The following is a 17,015-nucleotide window of genomic DNA, read 5'->3' on the forward strand; positions in this document are numbered from 1 at the left end:
CACTCCCGCTCTGGCTATAACGCTCGTCATAGTCTAGCGTGACCTCGCGTTATAACGACTGTCATAAAGCGAGGCCGTCACCGTGCCCCAGGGCGCCCTGTCCGAGCGGCGCAAGGCCGGTCTGGTCGAGGACGCCACCCAGACCGTGCTGAAGGCCGCCGGGCTCTCCCCGGACGAGGCACTGCGGTGTGGGTGCTGATCCACGAGCAGCCGGACGGCACCTGGGGTGCCGGTGGATCCGTCATCCGGTACGCCGACCTGGTCGCCCTCGCCCGGCAGAGCAAGGGCCAGAGCGAGGAGGGCGAGAGCGATGCGTGAACTGACGTACGTCGCGCGGCACACCGTCGAGTGGCGCGAGGCGCCCGACCCCCGGCTGGAGTCCGGCCGGGACGCGATCGTCGCGCCGGTGGCCGCCACCCCCTGCGACGTGGACTCCGCCATCCTCGCCGGGCTGACCGCCCACTGCACCTCCGTGCCGCACATGGCGATGTACGGCGCGCCGATCGGCGGCAGTTGGGGCGGGCCCTTCTCCGACCTGGTCCGCGTGCCGTACGCGGACGCCATGCTGGTCCCGCTGCCGCCGGGGCTCGACCCCATCGCCATGGCCTCGGCCAGCGACGGCTGTACGTGTGCGACATCGCCCGCGCGCTCGGCGCCTCCGACGTCCTGTACGTCGACCCCGACGCCGAGCACCGGAAGCTCGCGACGAGCTTCGGCGCCCGTACCGCCGAGGCGATCGAGCCCATCCGGCACGGCTTCGACATCGCCGTGGAGGCGACCGGCCGCATCGATCAGCTCACCCTGGCGCTCACCTCGCTCGCCCCCGAGGGCATCTGCGAGAGCACGGGCAATCACTTCCGGCCCGGCGAACTGCCACTGCTCGACATGTACCTCACCGGTGTCACCCTGCGCCCGGGACAACGTCCGCAGCCACCTGCCCGACGCCCTCGAACTCGCGGGCTCCGGAAAGGTGGCGCCCGAACGCGTCGTCTCCCATGTCCTGGACTGGGAGCAACTCCCCGAGGCGCTGCCGGAGAAGCGCCTCAAGCCGGTGTTCGTACGCGACATCGCCCCGGCTGGGGCTGCGGCTGCGAGCTGAGCGCCTCGTCCAGCATCCGGCGCAGCCGCAGGCCGTCCGTGGCCACGGCGCTGACCAGGGCGGCCGGGCCGGTGAGCGGGGTGATGACGGCCGTGTCGGCGAGCAGTCGGGGCTGGACGGGAACGCTGTCGTACGCCGGGTCCACCACCAGGAGTTGACCGGCCGCCCGGTGCCCGCCGAGCACCGCGCCGCCGTCCCAGCCGGGCGCGCCGGGGCCGTACGACAGCTCCTGGTCCAGCAGCGGGCGCCCGGCGCGGTGCACGGTGAGACGGCTGGTCAGCGCGCCCGGGGGCTCGCCGAAGCGGCCGAGGATCTGTTCCTCGCGCAGCACCAGGCGGGCGGTGGGGGCGAGTTCGACGGTGGTGGTCATGCGCAGATCGCTGCCGTGGGCGGAGATCAGGGGTTCGGGCAGCCAGTGCAGGGTGGCGCCGTCGGCGACGGTCAGCCGGATCGCGTAGTGGGCGGGCTCGGCGGAACGGCCGGGCAGCGCGAGCGTGGCGGCCGCCGAACCGACGCGGAGCCGGGCGCCGGGGCCGACGGCCGCGGTCAGCACGATGCGGTCGCCGCCGAGCGGGGCGCTCATCGCGCCGACCACGGTGACGCACGCCTCGCCGTCGCCGGTCGCCCGGGTCCGCCGCAGGGCGAGCGGCCCGTCCCCGGCCAGCACGGGCAGCGCGGTGCCGCCGCGGCCGTCCGCTTCGGCGACGAGGCGGGCGGTGGCGCGTACGCCGGGGCCCGGCGCGTCGGCTCTGCCGGTCACGCCGGGTCCGCCGTCCAGGCGGCCAGCCGCTCGCGTACCCAGTCGGCGATCGGACGGACTCCGTCCGGCGCGACCAGGGAGGTGAACGCGACCGGCAGATCGCCCCGCTGCTCCTTGGCGTCGCGCGCCATGCGCTCCAGGTCGGATCCGACGTACGGGGCGAGGTCGGTCTTGTTGACGACGAGGAGGTCGGCCGTCGTCACGCCCGGGCCGCCCTTGCGCGGGATGTCGTCGCCGCCCGCGACGTCGATGACGAACACCTGCGCGTCGACCAGGCCCTTGGAGAAGGTCGCGGTGAGGTTGTCGCCGCCGGACTCGACGAGGACCAGGTCGAGCGGACCGACGCTCTCCTCCAGGTCCTCGACCGCCTCGAGGTTGGCGGAGATGTCGTCGCGGATCGCGGTGTGCGGGCAGGCGCCGGTCTCCACGGCGCTGATGCGCTCCGCGGGCAGCACCGCGTTGCGCAGCAGGAACTCGGCGTCCTCGCGGGTGTAGATGTCGTTGGTGACCACGGCGATCGACAACTCGTCGCGCAGCGCCCGGCACAGCGCGGCGACGGTCGCGGTCTTGCCGGAACCGACCGGTCCGCCGAGCCCGATGCGCAGCGCCCGGCGGGTGCCGTCGAGGTGGCGCGGGTCGGCTGCGTGGGTGTGGCGAGGGGGGTAGGTCTCGGGGTGATCGAGGTGCATGGCGGCTCCGGGGGCGGGTGAGGAGGCGGGCGGTTACGAGGCGAAGAGGCGTACGGGCCAGGTGGCGTGCTGCTCGGCGGCGATGTCGAGCAGCGGCGCCGCGGCGGCGGGCAGCGCGCCGGGTCCCTCGTCCAGGGCCCGGTGTGCCGCCTCGGCGGCGCGGGCGGCGATCCGGTCGATCTCGGGGGCGAGACGGGCGAGGACGGTGGTGGCGTCGAACGGATCGAGGCTGAGCAGCCGTACGGCGGCGGACGCCGGTCCCCCGGCCGACTCGTACGCGGCGGCGTACGCGGCGGCCCGCGGGTCGAGCCCGGCGGCGCGCGCGGCCAGCCCCTGTACGACGGGCTGGTGGGCGCCGCGCGGCCGGGCGGCGGCGAGGGCGTCCAGCTCGGGCGAGGGCCAGGTGGCGCGGGCGGCGCGCATCAGTTGACGGCCGAGCCGCCGTGCGGTGGTACGCAGCGCGGGGACGGGGGTCCGGGCGTCGGCGGCCTCGTCGAGCACGAGCGGATCCATCCCGGCGGCGGCCGCGGCGGCGAGCGCGGCCGCGGTGAGCCCGGCGGTGTGCAACCGCCCGCGGCAGAACGCCTCCAGGGTGACCGCGTCCTGGATGCGCCCGGCCTTGACGGCGGCCTCGGCCCCGCCGGAATGGGCGTGCCCTCCGGCGGGGAACCGCCCATCGGCGAGGATGAGCAGCGCGGCGGCCGGGGTGGAGCGGGCCGGAGGCGGCGGGGGCGCGGTGTTGTCCGTCATCATCGCGGTCAGAAGAGGAAGTACCGCTGGGCCATGGGGAGTTCGGCCGCGGGAGCCGGGTCGACGGGGTCGCCGTCGATGGTCACCGTGAAGGTGTCCGGGTCGACCTCCACCCGCGGCATGGCGTCGTTCTCCCGCATGTCCGCCTTGGTCACCCCGCGCGTCCCCCGGATCGGCACGAACCGCTTCCCGAGGCCGAGCCGGTCGGCCAGGCCGTCGTCCAGCGCGGCCTGGGTGACGAAGTTGAAGGAGTTGGCGGCCGGGGCGCGTCCCACCGCGCCGAACATGGGCCGGGGCAGCACCGGCTGCGGCGTGGGGATGGACGCGTTGGCGTCGCCCATCTGCGCGTACGCGATCTGCCCGCCCTTGAGCACCAGGTGCGGCTTGACGCCGAAGAAGGCGGGCTCCCACAGCACCAGGTCGGCGAGCTTCCCGGGCTCCACGGAGCCGATCTCACCGTCGAGGCCCTGCGCCACCGCCGGGTTGATGGTGTATTTGGCGACATAGCGACGTGCCCGCCGGTTGTCGGCGCGCCCGTCCCCCGGCAGGGCGCCCCGGCGGCGCTTCATGACATGCGCGGTCTGCCAGGTGCGCAGGACGACCTCGCCGATCCGGCCCATGGCCTGGGAGTCGGAGGAGATGATCGAGATGGCGCCGAGGTCGTGCAGGATGTCCTCGGCGGCGATGGTGCCGGGCCGGATGCGGGACTCGGCGAAGGCGAGGTCCTCGGGGACGGCCGGGTTGAGGTGGTGGCAGACCATCAGCATGTCGAGGTGTTCCTCGACGGTGTTGACGGTGTGCGGCCGGGTCGGATTGGTCGAGCTGGGCAGCACGTTCGGCTGGGAGACCACGGTGATGATGTCGGGCGCGTGGCCGCCGCCCGCACCTTCGGTGTGGTACGCGTGGATCGAGCGTCCGGCGATCGCGGCGAGGGTGTCGGCGACGAACCCGGCCTCGTTGAGCGTGTCGGTGTGGATGGCGAGCTGGGCGCCGCTCTCCTCGCACACGCCGAGGCAGGCGTCGATCGCGGCGGGGGTCGCCCCCCAGTCCTCGTGGATCTTGAAACCGAGGGCCCCGCCGCGCAGTTGGGACCACATGCCCTCGCGCGAGACGGTGTTGCCCTTGCCGAGCAGCCCGATGTTGACGGGGTACCCCTCCAGCGCCTCGAACATCCGGGCCAGGTGCCAGGGGCCGGGGGTGATGGTGGTCGCCTTGGTGCCCTCGGCGGGCCCGGTGCCGCCACCGACCAGGGTGGTGATGCCCGAGGACAGCGCCTGGTCGACGAGGGTCGGGGAGATGAAGTGGACATGGGCGTCGATGGCGCCCGCGGTGAGGATCCTGCCGTTGCCCGCGATGACCTCGGTCTCGGGGCCGATGACGAGGTCGGGGTGGACACCGTCCATGGTGTCGGGGTTCCCGGCCTTGCCGATCCCGGTGATACGGCCGTCCCGCAGCCCGACGTCGGCCTTGACCACGCCCCAGTGGTCGAGCACCACGGCACCGGTGATCACGGTGTCGGGGGCGCCCTCGGCGCGGGTGGCGCGCGACTGGCCCATGGACTCGCGGATCACCTTGCCGCCGCCGAAGACCGCCTCGTCGCCGGAGCGGCCGGGGCCGCCGCAGCGGTCCTCCTCGATCTCGACCACGAGGTCGGTGTCGGCGAGCCGTATACGATCGCCGGCGGTCGGCCCGAACAGGTCCGCGTACGCGGCGCGGCTCAGCTCCGTCACAGCGCGCCTCCCGTCTCGCCGCGCAGTCCGGTAACGACCCGCGCGCCCGCCAGCGGCACCAGCTCCACCTCGACGGGGATGCCCGGTTCGAAGCGCACGGCGGTGCCCGCGGCGATGTGGAGCCGGTGGCCGCGGGCCGCGGCCCGGTCGAACGTAAGGCCCGGGTTGGCCTCGGCGAAGTGGTAGTGGGAGCCGACCTGGACCGGCCGGTCGGCCGCGTTGAGCACGGTGAGCCGGATGACCGGCCGCCCCTCGTTGAGCCGTACCGGCTCGTCCGCGTGGAAGATCTCTCCGGGGATCATGGAACGCCGCCTCCCGTCAGTCGATCGGCTGGTGAACGGTGACGAGCTTGGTGCCGTCCGGGAAGGTGGCCTCTACCTGGACGTCGTGGATCATCTCGGGGACGCCCTCCATGACCTCGTCGCGGGTGAGCACCTTGCGGCCGGAGGCCATCAGCTCGGCGACGGTACGGCCGTCCCTGGCGCCCTCCAGGATGTGGACGGTGATCAGCGCGACGGCCTCGGGATGGTTGAGCGACACGCCTCGCGCCCGACGCTTTTCAGCCACGTCGGCGGCCACATGGATGAGCAGCCGTTCCTGCTCGTGCGGCGTCAACTGCACGTTTTCCCACCTCATCCTCGCCCTCGGTGTCCGCAGGCTAGTTCGGTGGCGTTTCGGTGGCGTTAACGGACATCCGGCTGTTATGCGCGGTCCACGGCGGATCACCCTTGACGATCGTGCGGCGCACCCTCGATCCTCATGTCCGCATCACATGATCCATCCGCTTCGCTCCAACCCCCCACATCTTTATGGAGCCCATCTGTGAATCGAATAGTGCTGATCCGCCGCGGCGCGCTCGCGGCCGGAACCTGTGCCGCCGTCGCCGCAGCCCTGCTGGGCGGGGCGCCGGGAGCCGGGGCGGCCGCCTCGCCCCGCGCCGCCGCCCCCGACATCGACGTCGAGGCCGTCAAGGCCGACCTCGGCAAGCTCCAGTCGATCGCCGAGGAGAACGGCGGCAACCGCGCCCACGGACAGCCCGGCTACCGGGCGTCCCTGGACTACATCAAGGGCAAGCTGGACGCGGCGGGGTTCAAAACCGGCGTCCAGGAGTTCACCTCGGGCGGCGCCAAGGGCTACAACCTCGTCGCCGACTGGCCGGGCGGCAGCGCCGACAAGGTGCTCATGGCCGGATCGCATCTCGACTCGGTCGAGGCCGGACCCGGCATCAACGACAACGGATCGGGCTCCGCCGCGATCCTGGAGGTCGCGCTCGCCGTGGCCAAGGCCGAACTCAAGCCCACCAAGCACCTGCGGTTCGCCTGGTGGGGCGATGAGGAGGACGGCATGATCGGCTCCACCCACTACGTGGACAGCCTGAAGTCCGACGAGAAGTCGAAGATCGACTCGTATCTGAACTTCGACATGCTCGGCTCCCCCAACCCCGGGTACTTCGTCTACGACGACGACCCGGAGCTGGAGAAGGTCTTCAAGGACTGGTACGCGGCCAAGAACATCGCGACGGAGAAGGAGACCGAGGGCGACGGCCGCTCGGACCACTCCCCGTTCAAGGACGCCGGGGTGCGGGTCGGCGGGCTGTTCACCGGCGCCGAGTCCACCAAGTCCCAGGCGCAGGCGGACCAGTGGGGCGGCGAGGCGGGCGAGCCGTTCGACCCGTGCTACCACTCCGCGTGCGACAAGACGTCCAACGTGGACGACACCGCGCTGGACCGCAACAGCGACGCGATCGCCCACGCGGTCTGGGAGCTCAGCTCCTAACCGCCACTTCCCCAGCCGTCGTCACTCGCGGCCCGGACGCCGATCCCCGGCGTCCGGGCCGCGGTGTTCTGCCGCGATACCGAAGCGCCGCCGTTCGCCGGGAGCGGACGAGGTCGGGCGCATCGCCGACACCGTACTGATCACCTGCTCCTCCGCCTCCGCCTCCGCCTCGACCGCGTCGAGTCGTTGCAGGTCAGCCGAGGACACCAGGGCGACCAGCGGCTTTCCATGCCGGGTGAGGACCACCCGCTCACCGCCGTAGACCACGCGGTTGATCAGGTCCGCCAGTTCCGCCCGGGCTTGCGTCACCGGAATCTCGTACGCCATGCTCCCCATCGTACGGGACGTACGTCCTGTACATTTTTTACGGAGCCGAGTCCCCGAGAGACCCACGAGAGGTGACCGCGATGGAACGACCGGCCGCGCGCTATGTCCTGCCCGAGTTCACCGAGCGCACCAGCAGCGGCGTGCGCACCATGGACCCCTACTCCAAGCTGCTCTCCGAGCGCATCGTCTTCCTCGGCACGCCCATCGACGACACGGCGGCCAACGATGTGATCGCGCAGCTCATCCACCTCGAACACGCCGTGCCCGACCAGGACGTCTCGCTCTACATCAACTCCCCGGGCGGCTCGTTCGGCGCGATGACGGCGATCTACGACACGATGCACTTCGTCACCTGCGACATCGAGACCATCTGCCTGGGCCAGGCCGCGTCCGCCGCCGCCGTACTGCTCGCCGCCGGGGCGCCGGGCAAGCGGCTGGCGCTGCCGGGCGCGCGGGTGCTGATCCATCAGGCGGCGCTCAGCGAACCCGTCGAGGGGACCACCTCGGACCTGGAGATCCACGCCCGTGAGCTGCTGCGGACCCAGGCGCTGCTGGAGGAGATGCTGGTGCGGCACACCGGGCAGAGCGCCGAGCGGATCCGCGCGGACATCGACCGCGACAGGATCTTCGACGCCGCGGCCGCGGTGGCGTACGGGCTGGTGGACGGGGTCACCCAGAGCCGTAAGCGTCCGGGTTCGCTGCCCGGGGCACGGTGATCGCGCGATGCTTCCGCCGGAACTTCCCCCGCTGCCCGCGCTGACCCGCGCGGAGGGCCGCCTCGTGGACGGCTATCTGGAGGCCGTCGATCTGCTCGGCCGGATCAACCCCGCCCGCGGCCACGACACCTACAGCGGGCTGCGCGCCGCCCAGGCGCTGGTCGGAAAGGCCATCGCGCTGCGGGACGCGCTGGCGCTGATGCACGACCGGGGCGAGAGCGAACTGCACACCGCGACGCTGGACCGTGCGCTGCGCGTGCTGGACGGCGAGCGGCGCTCCGAACGGGTGACGCTGCCGTCCGTCTCGCCGCGATGATCGCGGTCGCGCCCGGGGCCCCGAGGCTCGCCGCGGTGATCGCGGTCGTCGCGCCCGGAACCCCGAGGCGTCGCCCGAACGGCGTAGCGCGGGGCCCGGCGCGAGGCCGCCGCCGGGTTGCGGCCGACGGCGCCGATACCGCCGTCGCCGCAGGCCGGAGGGCGGGTCGCGGGCCGTCCCTGTCACCCGAACGGCAGAGCCGTGACCACCCTCACACCCCGCCCGCTCGGCTCGGAACCGGCGGCCGCGGCGGGTGACCATCCCTGGGACGACCGAACCCGGCCACCGAAGGGTGGTGTGCGAGATGACCGCGCACATACGGATCCCCAGAATGGTCTCCCGGGCCGGTGCCCTCTCGGCCCTCACCGCCGTCGCCGTCGGCGGCACCGTGGCGGTGCCCGGTGTGCCGCAGCAGGCCGACGCGGCGACCGTGGCGGCCAAGGCGCTGCGGATCGCGGCCTCGAAGAAGGGCGCGCCCTATGTGTACGGGGCGGCGGGGCCGCACCGCTTCGACTGCTCGGGGCTCACCCAGTACGCGTACAAGCGGGCCGGGAAGCGGCTGCCGCGCACCGCCGCGGCCCAGTACAACCGCACCCGCCACATCAAGGCGTCCGCCCGCAAGGGCGGTGACCTGGTCTTCTTCCATGCGGGAGGCAGCGTCTACCACGTCGGCCTCTACGCGGGGAGCGGCCGGATCTGGCATGCGCCCAAGGCGGGCACGGTGGTGCGGCTGGAGCGGATCTGGACCGGAAAGGTCTCGTACGGGCATGTGCGCTGACCGGCCGGCTGTCGGACCCCGGCGGTAGCTTGACGGAGGATCAGGGGAGTCCTGGTCCTCCGTCACCTTCCGGAGGCACGGCATGGCGTATCTGAATCCGGTCCGGCACATCTCCTTCGACGCCCACGACCCTTACGCCCTGGCGCAGTTCTGGTCGCGGCTGACCGGCTACGCCATAACGGACGAGGACGCACCGGGCGACGACGAGGTGCTGATCGAGTCGGGCCAACCCGGCGTGCCCGGACTGCTGTTCCTGCGGGTGCCGGACGCCAAGGCCGTCAAGAACCGGGTCCACCTCGACATCCAGCCGCCCTCGGGCACCCGGGACGAGGAGGTGAAGAGGCTGCTCGGGCTCGGTGCGCGGGTCGCCGACGACCGGCGCACGGAGGACGGGATGGGGTGGGTGGTGATGGCCGATCCCGAGGGCAACGAGTTCTGTGTGGAGCGCAGCGCGGTCGAGCGTGGTCTGGTGTGACCGCCCCCGTGAGGCGTTAGCGTGGGCCGGTGCCGGTTCGGGGGAGATCCGGCACCGGGAGGGGAGCTACGTTGAGCGATCAGTTCCAGGCGGACCGGACCTACGACCAGGTGTATCTCGTCTTCGTCGACACCTCCGGCTATTCGACGATCGTCCGCTCGAACCCCAGGGACCGGGCCGCGCACGGATTCGATCTGCTGCGGGAGCGGATGCGGGCGCGCATCGGCCAGGTCTCCGCCCAGCACCGGTGTGCCCGCAGCGATCTGTGGAACTGGCGCGGGGACGGCGGGTTCTTCGCGATCCACGACGACAGCGAGAGCGTGGCCCGCGATGTGGCGCTGGAGGCGGCGCGGACGTTTCTCACCCTCGATCTGCGGCATCTGCGGGACGAGTTCGCGCAGGCGGGGGTGGACGGCGAGCTGCATGTGCGGATGGCGGTGCACAAGGGGGCGATACGGCACACCGGCGAGGGCCGGACCGGCACCATCCACTCCCCCGACATCAACCTGGCCGCGCATCTGGAGAAGGCGACCCCGCCGGACTGTCTGGCGGTCTCGGAGGACGTGTACCGCACCGCGGGCCGGTATGCGGAGCTGTTCGCGCACGTCGGCAGCCACGAGGGCAAGGACGTCTACCTGATGGCGGGCGACGGCGGCCCGGGCGAGGCGGTCAAGGCGTGGCTGGCGGGCCGGGGGCTGGCGGGCGGCACGCCCGTGCACGCCTATCCCGAGCGGCCCAGCTCGGTCGAGAAGGCGCGGCTGCTGGACGCGGCCTCGGCGGAGGTGCTCGACATGGGCACCGCGCTGCGCACCTCGTCGTCCCGGCTGGTCACCACCGAGCGCCCGGCCCGCTATCGCGACGCGGCCTTGAGCCTGCTGCGCCGCGGCGGGGTGTACCGCTGCTATCTGCTGGATCCGTCTTCGGACGCGGCGGCCACCCTGTCGCGGCAGTACCAGGAGGACATGACCCGGAAGATCAAGGATTCGCTGGAGCGTTTCGGCCGGTTCAAGGAGCGGTACGGGGCGGCGGCGGACGGCTTGCGCGTCTACCAGACGAACGAGTTCCCCGGCTTCTCGGCGCTGGCCGTCGATCCGCGCCGGACGAACGGGCTGATCCTCTACTCCTCGTATCTGATGGGCACCAGCCCGTACGGGGTGATCGAGCGCGGCGACATGCCCCACTATCTGATCAGCCCGGACGCCGGTCGTACGTATGCGCGCATCCTGGAGCTGACCGAGGCGCGAGCGGCTACGGGGCAGGTCGAACGCGTATTGTGAGCGCTTCCGGTAACCCGCGGGGTATGAAGAACGACGCCCCGAGAACCGTCCGTCGCGAGACCGCGCTGGAGCGTGACGACCGGAACTTCGCCGAACTGCTCCAGGAGCTGCGGGTCACCCAGACGGGGGTGCAGATCCTGTTCGCCTTCCTGCTGACCCTGGCCTTCACCGACCGCTTCGCATCGCTGGACGCGGTGCAGCGCGGCACGTACGTCGCCACGCTGCTGCTCGCGGTCGTGGCGGCGACCCTGTTCACCGCCCCGGCGGCGCTGCACCGGGCGCTGTTCCGCAGGGGGGCCAAGCGACGCGTCGTGGACGTCTCCGGGAAGCTGGCCTCGGCCGGGCTGTGCGTGCTGACGCTGGCGTTCACCGGGTCGGTGCTGCTGGTGGTGGACGTGGTGCTGGGGCGCGGCCCGGGGATCGCCGCGGCGGCGGGCACGTTCGCGGTGTGCTGCGGGCTGTGGGGCATCCTCCCGCGCTGGATCCGCCACCGGATGGGCCACCGCCCGTCGCCGACCGCGCCGCACGACCACGCGGCCTAGGACACCGGCACAGTCCACGGCAGCGCGATCCATACGGTCTTGCCGCCGTCCGCGGTGGGGGTGACGAACACCTCGCCGCCCGATTCGGCGGCCAGACAGCCGATGATGAGCAGCCCCCGTCCGTTGTCCTGGTGGGCCGCGGCGCACAGCGGCCGGGGGTGACGGGGGTGGCTGTCGGTGACACCGATCTCCAACCGCCCCTCGTGGTCGAGCCTTATGTCCACGGTGAAGGTGGGCGACTCGCCCAGGGTGTGCTGTACGGCGTTGGTGGCGAGCTCGGAGACGATGAGCCGCACGGTGTCCGCGGCCTCCTCGCCTTCCCCGAGTCCCCATTCGGCCAGCACGTCCGCCACGTAGGCGCGGGCCGCGGGAACCGAGGCGGGCGCGCTCGGCAGAGTGACGGATGCTTCCTGATGGTCTGCCATGACGGCCTGTCCCTTTCCCGCCGGGGCACGGCTGCGGACGCGCACGGGTGGCGCCGCGCAGCCTTGGGGTCCGGGTGGGCGGCCCCGGCGGCTCCGACCGTCAGACTGCCACCGATGCCCTCCGTGTCGGGGGCGATCCACCGAGTTATGCATATATCTGTCGCCCGAAGCGGTGAACTCTGCTACGGAAGACCGGATTTGCGGGGCAGACTGGGCCACGGTCACGACAGGGCGGGACAGCGGACGGGCAGCGGGAGGGAGATCTGATGCGGTACGGCCCGGCGGTACGCCGCCGCAAGCTCGGCGCGGAGCTGCGCCGCCAGCGCGATCTGGCGGGGCTCACCAGCGGCGAGGCCGCGCGGCGGCTGAGCTGGCACCAGTCGAAGGTGAGCCGGATCGAGACCGGGCGCAGCGGGGCGAAGCCCGGGGACGTGGCGCGGCTGCTGGAGGTGTACGGGGTCACCGACCCCCAGCTGCGGGCGCTGCTGGAGGCGCTGTGCGGCGGGGGCGCCTCGGATCCGGAGGGGTCGCGGCGCGGCTGGTGGTACGCGTACCGCGATCTGCTGCCGCCCGCCTACCGGGACTTCATCAGCCTGGAGGCGGAGGCGTCGGCCGCGTACACGCTGGAGACCACGGTGGTGCCGGGGCTGTTGCAGACCGCGGACTACGCGCGGACGGTGACCCGGGCGGCGCTGCCGGATCTGCCGCAGGACCAGCTGGACACGCTGGTCGAGGTGCGGATCGCGCGCCAGTCGGTGCTGCGCGACGCGCAGCCGCTGCGGCTGCACGCGGTGCTGGACGAGGCGGTGTTACGGCGCGGGGTGGGCGACGCCGCGGTGATGCGGGCTCAGCTGCGGCAGCTGGCGGAGATGGCCGAGTTACCGCAGGTGCGATTGCAGGTGCTGCCGTTCTCCGCCGGAATGCCCATCGGTATTACCGGTCCTTTCATTATCTTCTCTTTTCCGCACATTACTGACCTCGACGTGGTGGTTCTCGACCATTTGACGAGTAGCCTCTATCTGGAGCGGAAAGAAGACCTCCGGGCGTACAGCAGCGCATTCGATGTGCTGCGGACCAACGCCCTGTCACCCGAGGATTCATTGATCCTCATCTCGAAAATCGGGGGCGGCGCCTGAGGGGGCACCATGTCCGATCTGTCCGCCAAGTCCGTCGTCTGGCTGCGCAGCAGCTACAGCGTCGGAATGAACAATTGCGTCGAGACGGCCCGGCTGAGCCCGGGCCTGCTCGCCGTGCGGGACTCGAAGAACACCGCGGGACCCGCCTTGCTGTTCCCCCCGTCGGCCTGGACCTCGTTCGTCGAGGACCTGTGCCACGGCGATCTCGGTGACCCCGGTCCCGGGGGCGCCTCCCGGCCGTAGCCGGGAGGACGCCACACCGCCGGACACCGATCCGTCAGGCGGCCGGTGCGGTCCCCACGATCACGTCGGCCGCCTCCTCCACCTGCTGATCCGTCAGATCCGCGCGAGCGGTGAGCCGTACCCGCGAGATGCCGTCGGGGACGGACGGGGGACGGAAGCAGCCCACCACCAGACCGGCCGCACGGCAGTCCGCGGCCCACCCCACCGCCTGCTCCGGGGACGGCGCGCGCACCGACACCACCGAGGCGTCGGGCCGCGCCGCGGTGAGCCCGGCGGCGGTCAGCCGTGCGTGCAGCCGCGCCGCGACCGTACGGGCCCGGGCGGCGCGCTCCGGCTCCCGGCTCAGCAGCCGCAGGCTCGCCAGGGCGGCGCCCGCGGCGGCCGGGTTGAGGCCGGTGTCGAAGATGAACGTGCGCGCGGTGTTCACCAGGTGCTCGATCACCCGGGCGGGCCCCAGCACCACCCCGCCCTGGCTGCCCAGCGACTTCGACAGGGTGGCCGTGACCACCACGTCCGGCGCGCCCGCGAGCCCGGCGGCGTACGGGGCGCCGCGCCCGCCGTCGCCCACCACCCCCAGGCCGTGCGCGTCGTCCACGACCAGCGCCGCGCCGTGCGCCCGGCAAGCGGCGGCGAGTCCGGTCAGCGGCGCCACGTCGCCGTCCACCGAGAAGACGGAGTCGGAGACGACGAGCGCGCGCCGGGCCGGGTCCTCCTTCCGGGCCCCGTCGAGCACCTTGGCCACGGCGTCGGGGTCGGCGTGCGGGGCGACGGCGACCTCGGCGCGGGAGAGCCGGCAGCCGTCGATGAGCGAGGCGTGGTTCCCCGCGTCGGAGACGATGAGCGCGCCCCGCCCGCTCAGCGCCGAGACCGCGGCCAGGTTGGCGGCGTACCCGGAGGAGAACACCAGCGCCGCGTCGAAGCCGCAGAACGCGGCCAGCTCCGCCTCCAGCGCCCCGTGCAGCTCCGTGGACCCGGTGACCAGCCGGGAGCCGGTCGACCCGGCGCCCCAGCGGCGCGCCGCCTCCGCCGCGGCGGCCGTCACCTCGGGGTGCCGGGCCAGGCCCAGATAGTCGTTGCTCGCCAGGTCGAGCAGCGGCGAGTCGGCGGGCCGCGGCTTGAGCACGCGCCGCAGCCCGGCACGCCCGCGCTGCTCCTGTGCCGCGTCGATCCACGCGAACGGGTCGTCCTGGCGGTCCTGGGGCATCGGCTTCCTCGCGTTCCTTCGGGCACGGGCGGGCACGGGCCGGGCACCGGCCGGGCTGGGGCCGGGCGCCGACTGTGGGGTCCGGATAGAAGGTAGTCGTGCCCATGCGTGGGCAGGGTGTGGCAATACACACACCCCGAACGCCGCGTCTTGTACGGTCCCTCCTTGGCCAGGGGCGGTGCCGTAAGACAGGATCTCCGCCATGGACCTGCTGAACACGCTGGTGGACAAGGGGCTGCGGGGCGAGTCGCCGACCCGCGCAGAGGCTCTCGCGGTATTGGCGACTTCCGACGACGACGTGCTGGATGTGGTGGCCGCCGCGGGCAAGGTGCGCCGTCGGTGGTTCGGGCGGCGGGTGAAGCTGAACTACCTGGTGAACCTCAAGTCCGGGCTGTGCCCCGAGGACTGTGGGTACTGCTCGCAGCGGCTCGGCTCGAAGTCCGAGATCCTCAAGTACACCTGGCTCAAGCCGGACCAGGCGGCGGCCGCGGCGGTCGCCGGGGTCGCGGGCGGCGCCAAGCGGGTCTGCCTGGTCGCCAGCGGACGCGGGCCGACGGATCGGGACGTGGACCGGGTCTCCCAGACCATCGCCGCGATCAAGGAGCAGAACGAGGGTGTGGAGATCTGCGCGTGCCTCGGGCTGCTGTCCGACGGGCAGGCGGAGCGGCTGCGGGAGGCGGGTGCGGACGCCTACAACCACAACCTCAACACCTCCGAGGCCACGTACGGCGACATCACCACCACCCACACCTACGCCGACCGGGTCTCCACCGTGCAGCAGGCCCAGTCCGCGGGCATGTCGGCCTGCTCCGGGCTGATCGCGGGCATGGGCGAGCGCGACGAGGACCTGGTCGACGTGGTCTTCTCGCTGCGCGAGCTGAACCCGGACTCGGTGCCGGTCAACTTCCTCATCCCCATCGAGGGCACCCCGCTGGCCGGGGACTGGAACCTCACCCCGCAGCGCTGTCTGCGCATCCTCGCCATGGTCCGGTTCGTCTGCCCGGACGTGGAGGTGCGGCTCGCGGGCGGGCGCGAGATCCATCTGCGGACGCTCCAGCCGCTGGCCCTGCACCTGGCGAACTCGATCTTCCTCGGCGATTATCTGACCACCGAGGGCCAGGCGGGCAAGGACGACCTGGACATGATCGCCGACGCGGGCTTCGAGGTGGAGGGCACGGACACCAGGACGCTGCCCGCGCACCGCGCCGATGCGCTCGCGGCGGCCGGCGGCGGCTGCGGCTCGCACGGCGCGGAGGGCGGCGGCTGCGGCCCGTGCGGCGACGCGCCCGGGACCGTCGCCGACACCGCCCCTGCCGAGACCGCGCTTGCCGAGCCCGTCGCGGTGGCGGCCGGGGAGTCGCACGCGGACCTGGTCGCGGTGCGCCGCCGGGGCGCGGGGACGGAACTGCCGCCCAATGCCTGAGCCACTGACGCCCGACGCGCTGCTGGCTCTGGACCGGCAGCACGTCTGGCATCCGTACGCCCCGATGCCCGGCCGCGCGGACCCGCTCGTCGTGGAGTCCGCGTCCGGGGTCCGGCTGCGGCTCGCCGAACCGGTCGAGGGCGTACGGGAGCTGGTGGACGGGATGTCGTCGTGGTGGTCCGCCATCCACGGCTACAACCACCCGGTGCTCAACGACGCGGCCCGCGGCCAGCTCGACCGGATGAGCCATGTGATGTTCGGCGGGCTCACCCATGAGCCCGCCGTGCGGCTGGCCACCCGGCTCGTGGAGATCACGCCCGAACCGCTCCAGCACGTCTTCCTCGCCGACTCGGGCTCGGTGTCGGTCGAGGTCGCGGTCAAGATGTGCCTCCAGTACTGGCGCTCCCTCGGCCGCCCCGCCAAGCAGCGGCTGCTGACCTGGCGCGGCGGCTACCACGGCGACACCTGGCAGCCGATGGCGGTGTGCGACCCGGACGGCGGCATGCACCGGCTGTGGTCGGGCGTCCTGCCCGAGCAGATCTTCGCCGACGCGCCACCGCCCGGCTTCGACGCCGAGCCCGACCCGGCGTACGAGGCCCATGTGCGCGAGCTGGTGGCCCGGCACGCGGACGAGCTGGCCGCGGTGATCGTGGAACCGGTCGTGCAGGGTGCGGGCGGCATGCGGTTCCACTCCCCCGCCTTGCTGCGGATGCTGCGCGAGGCGTGCGACGAGCACGACGTGCTGCTGGTGTTCGACGAGATCGCCACCGGTTTCGGCCGCACCGGAGCGCTCTTCGCGGCTGAACACGCCGGGGTCAGCCCCGATGTGATGTGCCTCGGCAAGGCGCTGACCGGCGGTTATCTGACGATGGCCGCCACGCTGTGCACCTCGCGGGTGGCGGACGGCATCTCGCGCGGCGAGCTTCCGGTGCTCGCCCACGGCCCGACGTTCATGGGCAATCCACTGGCCGCCGCCGTCGCGGGCGCCTCGATCGACCTGCTGCTGTCCTACGACTGGCGGCAGGAGATCAAGCGGATCGAGACGGGGCTGCGGGACGGGCTGGCGCCCGCCGCCGAACTGCCGGGCGTACGGGAGGTACGGGTGCTCGGCGCGATCGGCGTCGTCCAGCTGGACCACCCGCTGGACGACGCGGGGATGGCGGCGGCGTCGCGGGCGGCGGTGCGCGAGGGCGTCTGGCTGCGCCCGTTCCGCGACATGCTCTACACCATGCCGCCCTACATCACCGGCGACGACGATCTGGCCCGTATCTGCGCGGCGGTACGGTCGGCCGCCGCCACGGCGGGCTGACCGCGCGACAGCACAACAACAGCGAGACAACAGCGAAAGG

General features: G+C 72.6%; 20 protein-coding genes and 2 pseudogenes. 13 read left to right on the plus strand and 9 right to left on the minus strand.

The features are described from left to right. Nucleotides 1–76: 76 nt before the first annotated feature. Nucleotides 77–318: pseudogene (locus HYQ63_RS04555) on the plus strand (4-oxalocrotonate tautomerase family protein); the annotation flags it as partial. Beyond that, a pseudogene (locus HYQ63_RS04560) lies at nt 311–1,099 on the plus strand (dehydrogenase). The pseudogenes HYQ63_RS04555 and HYQ63_RS04560, both read left to right, overlap by 8 nt. Here the strand turns inward: HYQ63_RS04560 and HYQ63_RS04565 are convergent. Genes HYQ63_RS04565 through HYQ63_RS04590 form a run of 6 tightly spaced genes read right to left on the minus strand, consistent with a single transcriptional unit; the run spans nt 1,044 to nt 5,649 of the window. Next, nucleotides 1,044–1,859, minus strand: a complete 816-nt coding sequence (locus tag HYQ63_RS04565; protein WP_257231610.1) for an urease accessory protein UreD — start codon at nt 1,857–1,859, stop codon at nt 1,044–1,046. The pseudogene HYQ63_RS04560 and the gene HYQ63_RS04565 overlap by 56 nt on opposite strands. Further along, on the minus strand, nt 1,856–2,548 hold the full coding sequence (ureG, locus tag HYQ63_RS04570; RefSeq protein WP_179932635.1) for an urease accessory protein UreG: 693 nt from the start codon (nt 2,546–2,548) through the stop codon (nt 1,856–1,858). The genes HYQ63_RS04565 and ureG overlap by 4 nt, the downstream gene beginning before the upstream one ends. A gap of 33 nt (nt 2,549–2,581) precedes the next feature. Beyond that, a complete protein-coding gene (locus HYQ63_RS04575) occupies nt 2,582–3,301 on the minus strand; it encodes an urease accessory protein UreF (RefSeq protein WP_257231612.1) in 720 nt (239 codons plus the stop codon). A gap of 5 nt (nt 3,302–3,306) precedes the next feature. After that, entirely contained in the window at nt 3,307–5,028 is a 1,722-nt protein-coding gene (locus HYQ63_RS04580; protein ID WP_179932636.1) for an urease subunit alpha, read from the minus strand. Beyond that, a complete protein-coding gene (locus HYQ63_RS04585; protein ID WP_179932637.1) occupies nt 5,025–5,330 on the minus strand; it encodes an urease subunit beta in 306 nt (101 codons plus the stop codon). The genes HYQ63_RS04580 and HYQ63_RS04585 overlap by 4 nt, the downstream gene beginning before the upstream one ends. A gap of 16 nt (nt 5,331–5,346) precedes the next feature. Beyond that, the gene (locus tag HYQ63_RS04590; RefSeq protein ID WP_179932638.1) at nt 5,347–5,649 is read right to left on the minus strand and encodes an urease subunit gamma; all 303 of its coding nucleotides are present in this window, start codon (nt 5,647–5,649) and stop codon (nt 5,347–5,349) included. Between the two features lie 201 nt (nt 5,650–5,850). Here HYQ63_RS04590 and HYQ63_RS04595 point away from each other — a divergent pair, with 201 nt between their 5' ends. Continuing rightward, entirely contained in the window at nt 5,851–6,804 is a 954-nt protein-coding gene (locus HYQ63_RS04595) for a M28 family metallopeptidase (protein WP_179932639.1), read from the plus strand. 21 nt (nt 6,805–6,825) lie between these two features. Here the strand turns inward: HYQ63_RS04595 and HYQ63_RS04600 are convergent, their stop codons facing one another. After that, a complete protein-coding gene (locus HYQ63_RS04600) occupies nt 6,826–7,131 on the minus strand; it encodes a type II toxin-antitoxin system Phd/YefM family antitoxin (protein ID WP_179932640.1) in 306 nt (101 codons plus the stop codon). A gap of 80 nt (nt 7,132–7,211) precedes the next feature. Here HYQ63_RS04600 and HYQ63_RS04605 point away from each other — a divergent pair, with 80 nt between their 5' ends. The 6 genes from HYQ63_RS04605 (at nt 7,212) to HYQ63_RS04630 (ending at nt 11,235) form a co-directional block, all read left to right on the plus strand. After that, a complete protein-coding gene (locus HYQ63_RS04605) occupies nt 7,212–7,847 on the plus strand; it encodes an ATP-dependent Clp protease proteolytic subunit (protein ID WP_179932641.1) in 636 nt (211 codons plus the stop codon). A 7-nt stretch (nt 7,848–7,854) separates the two neighbouring features. Beyond that, complete coding sequence (locus HYQ63_RS04610; protein ID WP_123106065.1) at nt 7,855–8,163, plus strand: hypothetical protein; 309 nt, start codon at nt 7,855–7,857, stop codon at nt 8,161–8,163. A gap of 304 nt (nt 8,164–8,467) precedes the next feature. Continuing rightward, complete coding sequence (locus HYQ63_RS04615) at nt 8,468–8,941, plus strand: C40 family peptidase (protein ID WP_179932642.1); 474 nt, start codon at nt 8,468–8,470, stop codon at nt 8,939–8,941. Nucleotides 8,942–9,023: 82 nt separating this feature from the next. Beyond that, nucleotides 9,024–9,416, plus strand: coding sequence for a VOC family protein (locus tag HYQ63_RS04620; RefSeq protein ID WP_179932643.1), 393 nt, complete (start codon nt 9,024–9,026; stop codon nt 9,414–9,416). Between the two features lie 71 nt (nt 9,417–9,487). After that, nucleotides 9,488–10,693 carry a hypothetical protein gene (locus HYQ63_RS04625; protein WP_179932644.1) on the plus strand — a complete coding sequence of 402 codons (1,206 nt, stop codon included), beginning with the start codon at nt 9,488–9,490 and terminating at the stop codon, nt 10,691–10,693. A 23-nt stretch (nt 10,694–10,716) separates the two neighbouring features. Then, nucleotides 10,717–11,235 carry a DUF6328 family protein gene (locus HYQ63_RS04630; protein ID WP_179932645.1) on the plus strand — a complete coding sequence of 173 codons (519 nt, stop codon included), beginning with the start codon at nt 10,717–10,719 and terminating at the stop codon, nt 11,233–11,235. On the opposite strand, the gene HYQ63_RS04635 is transcribed toward HYQ63_RS04630, so the two are convergent. Next, a complete protein-coding gene (locus tag HYQ63_RS04635) occupies nt 11,232–11,660 on the minus strand; it encodes an ATP-binding protein (RefSeq protein WP_179932646.1) in 429 nt (142 codons plus the stop codon). The two genes, HYQ63_RS04630 and HYQ63_RS04635, sit on opposite strands and share 4 nt — an antisense overlap. Before the next feature lie 266 nt (nt 11,661–11,926). Here HYQ63_RS04635 and HYQ63_RS04640 point away from each other — a divergent pair, with 266 nt between their 5' ends. Together HYQ63_RS04640 and HYQ63_RS04645 are read left to right on the plus strand one after the other, a co-directional pair. Then, nucleotides 11,927–12,796, plus strand: coding sequence for a helix-turn-helix transcriptional regulator (locus tag HYQ63_RS04640; RefSeq protein ID WP_179932647.1), 870 nt, complete (start codon nt 11,927–11,929; stop codon nt 12,794–12,796). A gap of 9 nt (nt 12,797–12,805) precedes the next feature. Beyond that, on the plus strand, nt 12,806–13,039 hold the full coding sequence (locus tag HYQ63_RS04645; protein ID WP_179932648.1) for a DUF397 domain-containing protein: 234 nt from the start codon (nt 12,806–12,808) through the stop codon (nt 13,037–13,039). A gap of 34 nt (nt 13,040–13,073) precedes the next feature. Here HYQ63_RS04645 and HYQ63_RS04650 read toward each other — a convergent pair whose 3' ends face one another. Continuing rightward, nucleotides 13,074–14,243, minus strand: a complete 1,170-nt coding sequence (locus HYQ63_RS04650) for an 8-amino-7-oxononanoate synthase (protein WP_179932649.1) — start codon at nt 14,241–14,243, stop codon at nt 13,074–13,076. A 202-nt stretch (nt 14,244–14,445) separates the two neighbouring features. Here HYQ63_RS04650 and bioB point away from each other — a divergent pair, with 202 nt between their 5' ends. Together bioB and HYQ63_RS04660 are read left to right on the plus strand one after the other, a co-directional pair. After that, nucleotides 14,446–15,666, plus strand: coding sequence for a biotin synthase BioB (gene bioB / locus HYQ63_RS04655; protein WP_179932650.1), 1,221 nt, complete (start codon nt 14,446–14,448; stop codon nt 15,664–15,666). Beyond that, on the plus strand, nt 15,659–16,975 hold the full coding sequence (locus HYQ63_RS04660) for an adenosylmethionine--8-amino-7-oxononanoate transaminase (protein WP_179932651.1): 1,317 nt from the start codon (nt 15,659–15,661) through the stop codon (nt 16,973–16,975). The genes bioB and HYQ63_RS04660 overlap by 8 nt, the downstream gene beginning before the upstream one ends. The last annotated feature ends 40 nt before the right edge of the window (nt 16,976–17,015 follow it).

The organism is Streptomyces sp. Rer75, from assembly GCF_013414305.1.
GTDB classification, from domain to species: Bacteria; Actinomycetota; Actinomycetes; order Streptomycetales; family Streptomycetaceae; genus Streptomyces; species Streptomyces himastatinicus.

Excerpts from the sequence above, each read along its gene's own strand:
- HYQ63_RS04610 (WP_123106065.1), top strand. The coding sequence starts at position 7,855 with ATGCTTCCGCCGGAACTTCCCCCGCTGCCCGCGCTGACCCGCGCGGAG.
- HYQ63_RS04660 (WP_179932651.1), top strand. The coding sequence starts at position 15,659 with ATGCCTGAGCCACTGACGCCCGACGCGCTGCTGGCTCTGGACCGGCAG.
- HYQ63_RS04620 (WP_179932643.1), top strand. The coding sequence starts at position 9,024 with ATGGCGTATCTGAATCCGGTCCGGCACATCTCCTTCGACGCCCACGAC.
- bioB (WP_179932650.1), top strand. The coding sequence starts at position 14,446 with ATGGACCTGCTGAACACGCTGGTGGACAAGGGGCTGCGGGGCGAGTCG.
- ureG (WP_179932635.1), bottom strand. The coding sequence starts at position 2,548 with ATGCACCTCGATCACCCCGAGACCTACCCCCCTCGCCACACCCACGCA.
- HYQ63_RS04640 (WP_179932647.1), top strand. The coding sequence starts at position 11,927 with ATGCGGTACGGCCCGGCGGTACGCCGCCGCAAGCTCGGCGCGGAGCTG.
- HYQ63_RS04650 (WP_179932649.1), bottom strand. The coding sequence starts at position 14,243 with ATGCCCCAGGACCGCCAGGACGACCCGTTCGCGTGGATCGACGCGGCA.
- HYQ63_RS04605 (WP_179932641.1), top strand. The coding sequence starts at position 7,212 with ATGGAACGACCGGCCGCGCGCTATGTCCTGCCCGAGTTCACCGAGCGC.
- HYQ63_RS04585 (WP_179932637.1), bottom strand. The coding sequence starts at position 5,330 with ATGATCCCCGGAGAGATCTTCCACGCGGACGAGCCGGTACGGCTCAAC.
- HYQ63_RS04600 (WP_179932640.1), bottom strand. The coding sequence starts at position 7,131 with ATGGCGTACGAGATTCCGGTGACGCAAGCCCGGGCGGAACTGGCGGAC.
- HYQ63_RS04630 (WP_179932645.1), top strand. The coding sequence starts at position 10,717 with ATGAAGAACGACGCCCCGAGAACCGTCCGTCGCGAGACCGCGCTGGAG.
- HYQ63_RS04645 (WP_179932648.1), top strand. The coding sequence starts at position 12,806 with ATGTCCGATCTGTCCGCCAAGTCCGTCGTCTGGCTGCGCAGCAGCTAC.
- HYQ63_RS04615 (WP_179932642.1), top strand. The coding sequence starts at position 8,468 with ATGACCGCGCACATACGGATCCCCAGAATGGTCTCCCGGGCCGGTGCC.
- HYQ63_RS04575 (WP_257231612.1), bottom strand. The coding sequence starts at position 3,301 with ATGATGACGGACAACACCGCGCCCCCGCCGCCTCCGGCCCGCTCCACC.
- HYQ63_RS04635 (WP_179932646.1), bottom strand. The coding sequence starts at position 11,660 with ATGGCAGACCATCAGGAAGCATCCGTCACTCTGCCGAGCGCGCCCGCC.